This window comes from Lysinibacillus sp. NPDC086135 (assembly GCF_044746345.1).
Classification (GTDB): domain Bacteria; phylum Bacillota; class Bacilli; order Bacillales_A; family Planococcaceae; genus Lysinibacillus.
Map to the genome: position 1 here is coordinate 103,287 of NZ_JBIVCA010000002.1, position 12,805 is coordinate 116,091.

A 12,805-nucleotide genomic window follows, 5' to 3' on the forward strand; every position below is an offset into this window, starting at 1 on the left:
TCTGTTATAACACAAGCTCCTTAGGCAAAACCACACCTCCTACGATATATTATCGTATCTGAGTTACCATTACTTTTAAATCTATTTCTTAAACTAAAATCTAAATTTTATAAGGTATTAGTTTTGACCTTTTATACAACAGAAAGAAGGCTTTTTGATATCGGGTGTTTAGGCGCCCACCGAAGGTAGTTAAATGATTTTAGGCTGGCACAGCATGCTAAAATGTAACAGCTCTCACTGTCATGCGGAGTGCCATCCAAATCAAAAATATTTCCTTCTAAAATTACGATAGCTTTAACTGTTTAAGTGCATAATCAGTTGTTATTGTAATGTTTTCAGGTATTTCGTCTATTGCGAACCAATGTACTTTTTCTAAAGCATGCGGTTCTCTATTTCGTACTTCCCCATTCGTAATACGAGCAGCGAAAGTAGGTGCTACATAATGCATATCTTCCGTTTGAATAATATGATTGGTCACACATACTAATCCTGTTATTTCGATGTCCACTCCAAGCTCTTCCTTAATTTCTCGTATAATCGCATTTTCTATTGTTTCCATATAGTCAACCTTGCCACCAGGTAAACTCCAACAGCCGGCTTCAGGTGCTTTTTTTCGTAAAACAAGTAAAATTTTATTTTCGTCATTTTGGATAACTGCTCCCACGCCAACCTTTGGTAATTTTCCATTTTCCATTAATCTTTTCCCCCCTATGAAAACTAACCTCTATCGAAAGTTTGTCACTTTTTTTACAAAGGTCTTTTTATCTTAATTGCAAATTTATTTCTTTAAGTTAGATGATTACCTTCTCTCCTTTTTACTGCTTTACGTATTATAGATTGTAGAAAGGAGGTAAGTTATTATGGGCTATTCAGGTAATGGTTACGGCACAGGGTCCGCTTTTGCCCTAATTGTAGTATTATTTATTCTTTTAATTATCGTTGGCGCAACTTTCATTAGTTACTAAAAAACGACACTACCAAAATCTCAATTGCTCATACTTTTCCTAGAGAAATAATAATTTATCCCTAACCTTCTAAGAATACTCAGGGTCACTGTCCTCCGGTGACTCTTTTTCTTTCTAAATAAAACATCTAACGACAAAAGCAATAACATAATTAATAGATATTATTACCACCTATTGCTTTTAAGTATTCACCTGCTGAATCTACACCATTTTCAACACCGTTTATTCATTTTAAAAAAACCTTTTTCTCCTTTATTTTTTAAACATTCCTATTATATCAACTTTAGGAATATTAAGGGAGTTAAATTTTCGCAAGAATCTCGTTTATTTCATCGTTTTAATGACAAAAACCAAGACAGTCATGAATCTATCTTGGTCCTGGCCATTTTATGATTTTTAACCTTTATTAGTGAAAAGATATTAGTATCATACGGAACACCGTTTTGGTGCATATAATTTTTTAATATCCCTTCTTTTTCAAAGCCTAATTTGGTTAATAGTTTATTGGAAGCTTCATTTTCAGTAAATACAATAGCTCCAATACGCATTAAATCCATTTCTTGAAAGCCGAATGATAGTACTCTATTTACAGCTTCCTTTGCATACCCTTTTCCCCAGCTTTCAGGAAAAAGCGCATAACTGATATCAGCTCTTTTATGCTCAGTAGACCATTCTTGAAAACCAATAGTACCAATAATTCCCTCTTGGTCTTTTAATGCAATTCCCCATTTTATACCACGTTTTTCATCATAATTCTTTGAAAAATTGTTAATGATTTGTTTAACCTGCTCTATACTTGTTAATGGATTTTGCCCATAATGGCGTAATACATCGGCATTAGAAAAGCAATTTAAAACATCTTGGGCGTCATGTTCAGTAAGTTCTCTTAACACTAATCGTTCCGTATCTAAAATAGGAAACACCTTCTTCACTCCACTTCCAAATAAGGTATTATTTAATTCTATCTAATAAAACGAGAGTTGCAAAACTATTTTTAAATAATTTATATTACTATGTTTATTCAATAAATTTTGTAAAAATAATAACTTTGCCGTGGGGGATTCCTACACTAATGGCAATGAAAATGCAAAATAACACTTAATTGATTGATAATGAAATGGTCTCTCCATCTAATGAACTTCTTAAAATGTTATCCTCAACTCGTAGCGCTGAACTAATTTATCCTTCTTCAGGATTAATCCCACCATACATAAGGTGATTGGCCCTGCGTTTATTCCTCTGTACAACATAGTATAAAGAAAAAAAGGAAGTATCATTTATTTGTTGCTGTACTATTAATCGCACAGCATTGTCCTTTGATAGCACCGTATTCTCTATTTCACCAATGATACAAATGCGCCGCTGTAGCTTATCAGCCCTTAATTGTGGCGCTTGCTTATATGGGCCTAGACGAAGTGAGTAATCCCACATTCCAGCGTATAGGTATTACTTTCAAAATGATCGAAAAGACAAACTGGAGAAATGGATGCCGGTATATGTGAACCACATTTTGAAATAACAGTAGAAAGTCGTCATTAATCCCTTCTTCCCAGTGCCCATAGCTGTTTATTAACATTAAAAAAGTAAATGTATTATAAAGGCTGTTCCGTATTGATACAGCATTTTATAAAATATATTACTTTTCTTTTCTTCAAATAATCCTGCTATAAATTTTTATAAGGAGGGGATTGTTTTGAGTTGTCCATCTTATGGAGTAAATACACCCGGTACAAATTTTGCCTTTGCTATTGTTTTATTCGTGCTATTGATTATTGCCGGTCTTGGCTTATTTTATTTATTAAGAACTTTAGTATGGACCAGTGCGTAGTCTTGCCTATTATCACAAATACTCAAAAAATAAAGTGTGTTGGATTTTTACAAAATCTTCATAAAATCAAATCAAAGAATGGGCAACCGAACTATAGAAACTACGTTTGGTTCCATTCTAGGGCTTACGTGTACACGGAAGTCCTTTTTTCATGTTTTCAAAAACACGGATGTACAACTATCCTTGTCTTCTCATATTTAATTTCGAACAATTTTAGTCACCAGCTTATACAAGGTATTTTTTCGTCAAATGTTTAATTTCATTTTTCTACTCACGCTATTCATTTCAAAATGTTTATAAAAATCAATAGCTTTCGTATTGAATTCCCAAACATTTAACTCAATTGAATTAACCTCTCTTTCTTTAGCCCAGGTTATACAAGCAGTAAATAATATTTTTCCAATTCCTTTTCGCTGTAGTTCAGCTTTTACACCAAAATCGTGTATGTACGCATATTTCCGTGGAACAAGCGACTCGAAAGATGGAGAAGTTTCAACACTTATGACTGCGAAACCTACTACAATTTCATCTTCCTTTGCAATTAGAATATCACTTACTTCGTTGCCAATTAGTTCTTTATAATAAGTTTCAGGCATTACTGACTCCACACTTTTAAAAATCGTTGGTTCCTCCATCACATGCTCTTCATGCCCTTCTTTTACTATCTCATTCACAGGTAAATAATCTTCATCTGTTGCAATAAAAACCTTGATTGTCATCATTTAAGCCCCCTCATTTTAATATACTATTAAGAGATTATGGTATTAAACAATATGGAATTTTTAAGGATCATCACCAAAACGTGTGGTTGATTTCCGTTCCGACTGGGCACTTTGTAGCTGACGCTTCGCTTTCGCACAGAAAAAAACATTTGTAGCTGACGCTTCGCTTTCGCTACAGAAAACATCCGCTGCGCTGCAGGGTCTCGGGCCAACACGCTGTTGGTCACGAAGGCGTTATCACAGGATGTGATGCTTTTAGCCTTCGTTCCTCTATCGCTGATCCCCAAGGAGTCGCCCAGTCTGTTAAACTTGTTGCATGGTATAAGGCTGTTTCGTACACTTAGTTTATCTTTCCAATTATTATTTTCCTATACATCCCATTTAGCATTATAGATGTATCTTCTTTTACTACTATATTTTCAGGTGATATTTCTTCAAAGCTCCGGCCAATATCAGTTCCTAATATGCTTATAATGGGTCTTAGCAACATTTTGGGTATGGACAGTTTTTTGTTTTTAGGGACAAATTTATCGAAAACTATTATTTCCCCTTCTTGCTTTAATACCCTTGTCATCTCTTGAAAACATTTAGTTGCATCAGGTACTACCGAAAGGATTAAACTAGCTATGACATAGTCAAACGATTCATTTTCAAATTCAATATTTTGAGCATCCATTTCTAAGAATGTTATTGTAGAATTTTCGAACTTCTTTTTTGCTTTTCCGAGCATATCAGGTGAATAATCAATAGCCGTTATATTTAGGTTAGCGTGATTTATCAGCTCTAAATCTGCTCCTGTTCCTACACCGACAAACAGGATCTTTTGTTGATTATTGAATGGTATGGATTGAAATATTTGTTTTCGAGCATTTAAAAATCCCCCTGAATTAAAAAACTTATCGTAAATTGGAGAACCAATCTTATATATAAATTTATTCCAAGAATTATTCAAACGTCTTCACTCCCACTACATAAATTATCCCCACTTAATCCTATAATACATCCTATCATTTTCCTTTTGTAAAAAATCACCTATTTAATAAACCTTTGACGATGAGTTTTAAAAAAAACCGTTTATTCATTATCATAAATAATGAGTATTGTTAATCTCAAAAAATTTGTAAACTCCTAAATTTTCTGGACACCACTTAATGATAAGGCCAGCACCAAACCCATCGATTAATAAAGTATCCCCATTATGTAATTTTCCTTCGTTTATACTTACCTGTAAAGCTAATGGGATAGAAACAGCTGAAGTATTTCCTATATACTCAACACTAGTTAATGTTTTCTCTAAACTAATACCTGATCTTTCACAGATGGATTCTATCATTCTTAAATTAGCACTATGAGGAACAAACCAATCTATTTTTTTGCTTGCTGTAGTAATTCCACTATTCCCATAGGAAGTGTACGTGAAGCCCATTTATATACCTCTCTCCCATTTTGAATGATCTTTCGAGAAGTACTCAAAGGAGAACCATTCATAGTAGTAGATAAATTTGTTAAGTACAAATGCTTACCTCCAGCACCATTTGTACCTATATGATTGGCGATAAAGCTTGGCATTTCTTCATCTTTTTCTATTAAAACTGCTGCAGCGCCCTCGATCTGTATAATCCGTAACTTTTTAGACGCTTTTTGGCAAATAAAAAAGGCAGCAAGAGGCAGAAGCCCTTGAAACCTTTTTTAGTACGATTTCTTATCCACGACCAGCTTGGAATTCCGGATATAAAGTCATTCCACCATCCGCAAAAAGGGTAATGCCGGTTACATAACTAGCTTGAGATGAAGCAAGCCATACTGCGACAGCGGCAATTTCTTCTGGCTTTCCGATATATCCCATCGGAATCATACTTTCCACATCTGCACGTTTTGCTGGATCTGCAAATTTTTCTGCATTTATAGGCGTATTGATCGCTCCAGGTCCGATGTTATTGACACGAATTCCTTTTGAAGCATATTCTAACGCTAAAGTTTCAGTCATTAATTTTATGCCTCCTTTACTAGCGGCATAATGCACAAATAAAGGCCAAGGAATTTTCTCATGAACACTGGACATATTGATAACAGTACCTTTAATATCGTTCTCTACGAAGTATTTAATCGCTTCTCGACTTCCTAAAAAGGCACCCGTTAAATTTGTATTGATGACTTTATTCCAATCACTTAACGGCATTTCATGAGAAGCTACTGGATTTTCTATACCCGCATTATTAATCATTACATCGATGGTCCCAAACTCTTTTATAGCTGTTTGAACGAGATTGATGACATCCGCTTCAACTGTAACATCACCTTGTACAGCAATGGCCTCCCCACCGGCTTTTTTAACCTCTTCAACGACAGCATTTATATCCGCTTCATTTGATCGATAATTAATAACTACTTTCGCTTTTTCTGCAGCGAAGCGAATGCCCATTGCTTTACCTAGTCCCGTTGCAGCACCTGTAATGACAACAACTTTTCCTTCTAAATCTGGATACATACAAGGCCCTCCCTTTTATCTTTTTGCAATGCCTAACATAATTCCAGCAGCGACTATAAAAGCGATACCGATGAAAATTGCGATAAGTTGCCGCTTTGTTTTTTTCTCACCTAATATAAAAATTCCGCCTAGAGTAGCAATAACTATCCCCATTTGGGAAAGAGAAAAACTTGTTGCGACTCCTACACGTGGCTGAGATATAAATAAAAACATATTTCCGGCAGCCCATATTAAACCCGGAATAATATTACGAAACGCATATTTGTTAAATGGTTTATGCTTAAATGTTAATAAAACTCCACCTATTACCATCCCGATTGCTTGCGGCAATAATGCAGACCATCCACTTACATTAAATAAGCGTATAATCACCACGTAAACTAAATATCCAAAAGTGGAAACAAGTAAAATTAAAATTCCTTTTTTCAAATTGCTTCCATGTTCTTCTCTTTTCTCTTCTGGATTTGGAAGAGATGTAAGAACGATACCAACAAGAATACTGATAAGGGCAAGAATTCCTAATATAACCGACATTGTTGTCGACCATTCATGGAACACAATGACACCAAATAAAGTTGTTGATACTAATTGTAGCCCTGTTGAAATAGGCATTGTTTTGGAAACACCCATTAAATCGATACTTTTCAATTGGTTTACTTGCCCTAATGCCCAAAAGAGACCAGATACAATCCCGACTCCAAACACTATAGGAGATAACTCAGGCTTTACAAAAAAGTAAACACCTATAGAGAAAATAAGTGCACCAAACGTTGTACCAAGTACTTGACTATAAGGTCCACCACCAAGCTTGACGTTAAATAATACTATACTTCCCCAAAAGAGAGCTGGTAATAATGCTAAAATAATGTCCATTTCTTTAAACTTTTCACCTCTTTAAATACTTTATTTAATTCTGATTGCTGTCACTCGATATACTTTTTTATGATGCACTAAAGGAAATTTTTTATACTTTTAGTTAAGAATCACTTTTTAAGTTTGTTAGGCAAAACTTTCACTTTCGTAACGCAAAATAACCAAGACAGCACTTAAGCTATCTTGGTTCAATAGTTAAATCATGATTGCAGGTGATCTTTTTACATTTTTTTATTTCTTATACTAAGGCATTCAACTCTGCAAAAGTAGTTATCTCATCATAATAATATAGTAAGCTAATTTTTTAGCTTCACCGCCTTGAATTGTTACTAAGGGTCACTTCCATACGGTGGCCCTTTTTTATTTTACAAAGTTTATTAAATATTTTTCCAAAATATCTAATTCTAAGGTGCATTTTTGTAGGATAAATACCTTTCCCACTTTCTAAAACGATACATATTATAGGAGTAGAAAGGAGGAATGCATCATGGGATGCTTCGGAAACTATGGCAATTACAACAATTGTTGCTACGGAGGTTATAGCTATGGAGGTGGCAATAACGGTTCAACATTTGTTCTAATTGTTGTTCTGTTCATTCTGTTAATTATTGTCGGCGCTACTTTCATATATTAACCTTTATAAGAAAAATTCTTTGGAGCTATTTAAAAATAATAAACTGGGTGAAACTTTTTTCCTTATACCAGTTCATTCAAGGTCACTTCCACAGAGTGACCTTTTTTAGTAATGAAAACATCAAATGAAATCTTATCAATAGCTAGTACCAACAATTAATCATTCTTTACATCTTATGGCACTAGCTTCATACTATTCATAAATAATACCAACACTTCGCTTTGATACTTATTTATAAAGAATCAAAATTAAATCCTAACTTCAAGATAAGGATCACTTTCCTCCGATGACCCTTTTTATATTGTAAGTCACTTTTTAAAAGGTAGAGCACGTTATTTGTTCTTAGCTAAAATAATACCTACACTTTATACAGAGAGTGCCATTTCTTTTTTAAAATTAGTAATAGCGTGGGTTCGTATGCTGGTGATGGTGGTGGTGGTGCGGATGTCGATGATGTGTTGGATATGTTGTATGTGTTGGGTAGTAATGCATTGGGTAGTAATGGTGGGTTGGATAGTGGTGAGTCGGATAAAAATGGGCTGGAGAAGTAACCGGATAATATGGATGTCTCCCACCTTGTTGTCCTCCATAGCCATCATGTCCGTAATCGTATCGCATAATTTTTCCTCCTTTCGATTTCGATATAGGTTATGCTATAAAAGCATTAACAGTCTACGCAAATGCCTATGCTAGCCAAATTGCTCCCCTTCACACCTCAAACAAAAGTCAATTACCATTCCAACTAATCATTCAACTACGTATAAATCGAGCTGTCTGAAAATGGTCATCTGGAGTTAATAAAATAAAAAAGTTAAAGCTCACTTTAGTCAACACATGAATAGAACTCTAATTTTTAGGGTCAAACAATAATAACAATCCGAAACCCCAAGCAATTCATACCCATTTTCATAGTGAACTCCTCTAGCATAAATTAATGTTTTAGTTCCAACCCTCTAAATCATTTCGGCAACAACAGAATCCATTTATAGATATATTTACCACACTTTCTAAATTACCCCCCTAATCTATGTTATAATTTCAATGTACATAGCAGTAAAAATTAATATTATCCATTAATAAGGAGCGATTATACATGGTAGAAAAAAAATGTAAAAAATGCGGGAGTACTCAATTTACAGAAGCTACAGACTATATGCCTATTAAGCCAAGTAAAGGTTCATTTAGAGGTGCAAACAAGATTTATACATTTTGCTTAGATTGTGGTGAAGTTGATTCAATTCGTATAGAAAATACAACTATTTTTAAAAAAATAGTTGGAAATTAACGTTACTGAGGACGCAAAATACTTGATTGTATGTGTAGCCTCTGTTAAGGAAGTTATTGAGGCTGATGAAGTATTTCCTTGCAGAAAGTTTCAAAGGTACAAAATCTTCTAAAAAGCCAAGAAAATCTCGTAAAAGAGGCAAACAGATTAAAAAGACTGTACACCAAATTAAAAAAGTGGCTGATTAACTTAATAGTATTGCAATTAAATAAATCAGCAATTATTTGTATTGGTTTAAGTGGTTAAGTTAAGGTATATACATTTGTAATATTCGGAATGACCATTTATTTATATTCCTTGGGGGATAAATTGTATATGATAAAAAATAATTTTAAAATAGAAAACATTCCAGCAATTTTGTGGGGTGACAAATCAGATAAGTTATTTGTGGTGGTGCATGGTAACATGTCAAATAAGGCAGATGACTCGATTATTGTATTTGCAGAAGAAGCAACAGCAGTAGGTTATCAAGTGCTTAGTTTTGATTTACCTCAACATGGTGACCGTAAGAATGATACTTATCTTTGCAAAGTTCAAAACTGTGTTCAAGACCTTAATACAATTATGACCTATGCAAAATCGTTATCAAATAATATAAGCATTTTTGCTTGTAGCATGGGAGCATATTTTAGCTTATTAGAATATAGCCATGAGCCGTTGAAGCAGTGTTTGTTTCTCTCTCCTGTGGTAAATATGGAACGTATCATAAATAATATGATGACATGGTTTAATGTAAGTGAGACTAGACTAAAAATAGAGAAAGAAATTTCTACACCTATTGGACAAACTCTCTATTGGGATTACTATTGTTATGTGAAAGAACATCCTATTGTTGCTTGGAATATTCCAACTTCAATTCTCTATGGATCAGAAGATAACTTATGTGAGTTTGACGTTGTATCTGAATTTAATAAACGTTTTAACTGTAATTTGCAAGTAATGGAGAATGGAGAACACTATTTCCATTCCGGGGAACAGTTGCAGTATTTCAGACAATGGCTGAAAAAACATATTTACGTTAAATGATAAAAAATGATTGATGTATAAATTTCTGTAAAAGAGAATTAAGGGCAGTCAAAATGGCTTCCCTTAATTCTCTTTAATGTCAACATTGTTTTAAAAATTGCCTACTATTAAAACGACTGTCTGTAATTCAGTTTATGATAGTGAGAGCATATAACAAAATGAACTCGAATTTAACATAAGGAAAATAGTTCATTAATTATTAAAATTCCGCATATTTCCGATTTTAAATAAAAAAATGTCTGCGTGTGTTTATTTTCTAATGTCGCATTATAGGCATATAAGCCACTGGAAAAGAACTGGACGTGCAATTAGCATTTTAAATAACAAATACAAAAAACTACCCATTTCCGAGCGGTCTACTGTAACCATATTTCATTTAATCAATTTATTGTGTTTCCAATGTCTTGATTCACGTTTCTTTAATTTTACGGGGAATTCTAAATCCTAAAGCTATAGCTGCACCAATACAGCTTGATAGACATCCGATTATCAAATATATAGAAAGCGGTGATTCACCAATTACAACAGAGGCTATACCTCCAATTACCGGAAATAAAGCTACCATGTAACCGCTTTTGGCAGCACCTATTCTTTCAACAAGCTTTAAATAAAATAGCCATGCCAGGAAAGATGCTATCAATGTTAAGTACAATAAAGCTGATATGTATGTTATTGATGTAGGAATTATGATCTTTTGCCCCTGTAACAATACAATTATTGACATTAAAATACTTCCTACAGTAAAACCAATAGCATTCGAATAAATAGGGTCAATCTTTATTCTGGCGTTTCTTGCAGAACTTGCATCACCAATAGCTGTAAGTACTGTACCTAAAAGAGCAATCAAAATGCCTTTTAGATCAGCAAAGCTAGAAAAACTACTTAAAGAAGGATAAATGAGAACACAAACACCAAATACCCCCAGAACGCCTCCAAATAACACACGAGGATGTAGTTGCTCTTTTAAGAAAATACGAAGAGCTAGCGGCGTCAAAATCACTTTTAATGAAAAGATTAATGTTACAATTGCTGCTGAGCTTAATATTGTTGCGTAATATAGGCATAAATAACTTAAAGCAAAGTTACATACACCAAACACAATGATAAAGGGTATATCTTTCTTTGTAGGTACCCCTTTTGGCTTAAGAAATAATACAAGGGCGATAAATAAAAATGCAGTAATAACTAGCCGATAAGTCAATGATAATTCTAAACTTACTGGCGTCCCTTGAATTTTCACTGCAATAAAATTAAGCCCCCATACGATTAAACAAAATACATACATTAGATTAGTCACTATATTCAATATACCTTCAATCGTTCTTTAATTAACGATATTTGTAAAGAGAATATATCCTAGGAAAGAATTCTCTACTCTTGTAATTATCGCCTAATATATAGTATCATCGCATATCAAGTTTGTAAAAAGGTTTTTCCATAAACTGCATCTATTTTGTTTGATTTCTCAAAGCAAAAGTGTGTTGAATCACCTACTATGATGAATACACACAAAAGACCAGGCACTCACCTTTTAATGAGCACCTGGCCATATATATAGCGTTTAGGAGATTTTCTAAAAACCAATTATCATCTTTTTAAATTCTTAGTTTTTTATATTTTTTTGGACATTATATTGCAGTGCGTTTATTAAATACGTAAATAGTTAGCATCCAACTAAATGTGACTATAACCACAAATAAGAGTAACATATTACTATATAAATAGCTTGAGGGGTGATAAATTATCGGTAAAATTCTTTGGTCAAATAAACGTATCGATAATAAGCCTCCTACGACTGCAATACCTATTCCCTCAGATAAAAAGCTTGTAAAATTAAGGAAGCTCATCCCTGCACCAGCTTCCTCTTGTTTCAAACTAGCGGAAACAATCGTGGATATCACTGTTTTTGTAAAAGAAAGGCCACCAAAAACAAATATCAAAATGATTGACATTAACCAAGGGGTCTTTTCTAGAAATAATGCAGCTATTAAAAAACTGATAGAAATAAACCCAACACCAATGGTTAATACAAATGTATGATTCTTCTTATCCAGAAGTAATCCTCCAATATAGCCGAAAAGAACAACACTTATCGTCCCAGGAAAAATTATTACACTGCCTATCATCGCAGTACTTAAATGGTAAACATCTTTCATCATATAAGGAACCATAGATATAAATCCAGCTACAGTACCTAATATAAGCCCACCACAGAGAATTCCAATCATAAACGAAGAATTCTTCCTCAATGAAGGTTCAATAAAAGGATCTGATACTTTCGTAATATGTTTAAGAAAACCTAGGAAAAAAAGAATACTACTTATAAGAAAAGTTAATCTATAGGATGTTGTAAATAACATAAAAAATACAATACCTATAGACATTAAGATAATTCCTACTATATCGAGAGAGCCTTTTCTTATTTTTTCTTTTTCTAATAATCTCATAAGAAAAGGAACAGTTAAAATAGTTGCTGAAGGAATAAGTAATAAATAAGACCAGTGAATATAATGGGCAATCATCCCACCAATAACTGGTCCTACCCCTTCTCCTAATGCTACGATAGAACCGATAAGGCCAAATGCTTTGCCACGACTTTCTATTGGTATATATCGTGTAACTACAACCATAATGAGTGATGGAAAAGCAGCAGCACCAATTCCTTGAATAAAACGAGCAAAAATGAGTAATGAAAAAAAAGAATGTCCAATGAATCCAATCAAAGATCCCACACAGTTCATTACAATTCCAAATATAATTAATTTTTTAATCCCCATCAAATCAGATAGTTTACCGTATACAGCCGTTCCTATAGAAAAAGTTAACATAAAGGATGTATTTACCCAATTTGTACTTGCTGGGGCTTTGTTAAACTCATTTGCAATATCAGGTAATGAAACATTCAATACCATTTCATTTAATACGCTAAAAAAAGAAAGAACACACAGCCATAAAAGCAATTGATTATGACGATTATTCACCTT

13 protein-coding genes and 2 pseudogenes are annotated in these 12,805 nt (G+C 33.6%); 5 read left to right on the top strand and 10 right to left on the bottom strand.

Annotated features, from left to right (window positions below; all coding sequences use genetic code 11):
- Window positions 1-283: 283 nt before the first annotated feature.
- Entirely contained in the window at window positions 284-694 is a 411-nt protein-coding gene (locus ACIPKN_RS03375) for an NUDIX domain-containing protein (RefSeq protein WP_400933398.1), read from the bottom strand.
- Window positions 695-860: 166 nt separating this feature from the next.
- On the opposite strand from ACIPKN_RS03375, the gene ACIPKN_RS03380 reads away from it, so the two are divergent.
- Entirely contained in the window at window positions 861-965 is a 105-nt protein-coding gene (locus tag ACIPKN_RS03380) for a YjcZ family sporulation protein (protein ID WP_142508007.1), read from the top strand.
- Between the two features lie 359 nt (window positions 966-1,324).
- Here ACIPKN_RS03380 and ACIPKN_RS03385 read toward each other — a convergent pair whose 3' ends face one another.
- The 6 genes and pseudogenes from ACIPKN_RS03385 to ACIPKN_RS03410 form a co-directional block, all read right to left on the bottom strand.
- Window positions 1,325-1,888, bottom strand: coding sequence for a GNAT family N-acetyltransferase (locus ACIPKN_RS03385; protein WP_400933401.1), 564 nt, complete (start codon window positions 1,886-1,888; stop codon window positions 1,325-1,327).
- Window positions 1,889-3,038: 1,150 nt separating this feature from the next.
- Window positions 3,039-3,515: a GNAT family N-acetyltransferase gene (locus ACIPKN_RS03390; RefSeq protein WP_255505042.1), complete on the bottom strand. Its 477-nt coding sequence runs from the start codon at window positions 3,513-3,515 to the stop codon at window positions 3,039-3,041.
- 340 nt (window positions 3,516-3,855) lie between these two features.
- Window positions 3,856-4,467, bottom strand: coding sequence for a class I SAM-dependent methyltransferase (locus tag ACIPKN_RS03395; RefSeq protein WP_400933403.1), 612 nt, complete (start codon window positions 4,465-4,467; stop codon window positions 3,856-3,858).
- 132 nt (window positions 4,468-4,599) lie between these two features.
- Window positions 4,600-5,123: pseudogene (locus ACIPKN_RS03400) on the bottom strand (3-oxoacyl-[acyl-carrier-protein] synthase III C-terminal domain-containing protein); the annotation flags it as partial.
- 94 nt (window positions 5,124-5,217) lie between these two features.
- Window positions 5,218-6,003, bottom strand: a complete 786-nt coding sequence (gene gdh / locus ACIPKN_RS03405; protein ID WP_400933405.1) for a glucose 1-dehydrogenase — start codon at window positions 6,001-6,003, stop codon at window positions 5,218-5,220.
- 15 nt (window positions 6,004-6,018) lie between these two features.
- Window positions 6,019-6,876, bottom strand: a complete 858-nt coding sequence (locus ACIPKN_RS03410; RefSeq protein ID WP_400933407.1) for a RhaT/GlcU family sugar-proton symporter — start codon at window positions 6,874-6,876, stop codon at window positions 6,019-6,021.
- A gap of 487 nt (window positions 6,877-7,363) precedes the next feature.
- Between ACIPKN_RS03410 and ACIPKN_RS03415 the strand changes: the two genes are divergently transcribed.
- Entirely contained in the window at window positions 7,364-7,510 is a 147-nt protein-coding gene (locus tag ACIPKN_RS03415) for a YjcZ family sporulation protein (RefSeq protein WP_323657558.1), read from the top strand.
- Between the two features lie 396 nt (window positions 7,511-7,906).
- Here ACIPKN_RS03415 and ACIPKN_RS03420 read toward each other — a convergent pair whose 3' ends face one another.
- Window positions 7,907-8,128 (bottom strand): hypothetical protein, encoded by a 222-nt coding sequence (locus ACIPKN_RS03420; protein WP_400933409.1) that lies wholly within the window; start codon window positions 8,126-8,128, stop codon window positions 7,907-7,909.
- Window positions 8,129-8,603: 475 nt separating this feature from the next.
- Here ACIPKN_RS03420 and ACIPKN_RS03425 point away from each other — a divergent pair, with 475 nt between their 5' ends.
- From ACIPKN_RS03425 to ACIPKN_RS03435, 3 genes and pseudogenes are all read left to right on the top strand, one after another.
- Complete coding sequence (locus ACIPKN_RS03425; protein ID WP_400933411.1) at window positions 8,604-8,795, top strand: hypothetical protein; 192 nt, start codon at window positions 8,604-8,606, stop codon at window positions 8,793-8,795.
- A 43-nt stretch (window positions 8,796-8,838) separates the two neighbouring features.
- Window positions 8,839-8,950 (top strand): annotated as a pseudogene (locus ACIPKN_RS03430) (IS1595 family transposase); the annotation flags it as partial.
- Between the two features lie 160 nt (window positions 8,951-9,110).
- Window positions 9,111-9,821 (top strand): alpha/beta hydrolase, encoded by a 711-nt coding sequence (locus ACIPKN_RS03435; RefSeq protein ID WP_400933413.1) that lies wholly within the window; start codon window positions 9,111-9,113, stop codon window positions 9,819-9,821.
- 409 nt (window positions 9,822-10,230) lie between these two features.
- Here the strand turns inward: ACIPKN_RS03435 and ACIPKN_RS03440 are convergent, their stop codons facing one another.
- Together ACIPKN_RS03440 and tet are read right to left on the bottom strand one after the other, a co-directional pair.
- Entirely contained in the window at window positions 10,231-11,118 is an 888-nt protein-coding gene (locus ACIPKN_RS03440; protein WP_400933415.1) for a DMT family transporter, read from the bottom strand.
- 331 nt (window positions 11,119-11,449) lie between these two features.
- A complete protein-coding gene (gene tet, locus ACIPKN_RS03445; RefSeq protein WP_400933417.1) occupies window positions 11,450-12,802 on the bottom strand; it encodes a Tet(L)/Tet(K)/Tet(45) family tetracycline efflux MFS transporter in 1,353 nt (450 codons plus the stop codon).
- Between the last annotated feature and the right edge of the window lie 3 nt (window positions 12,803-12,805).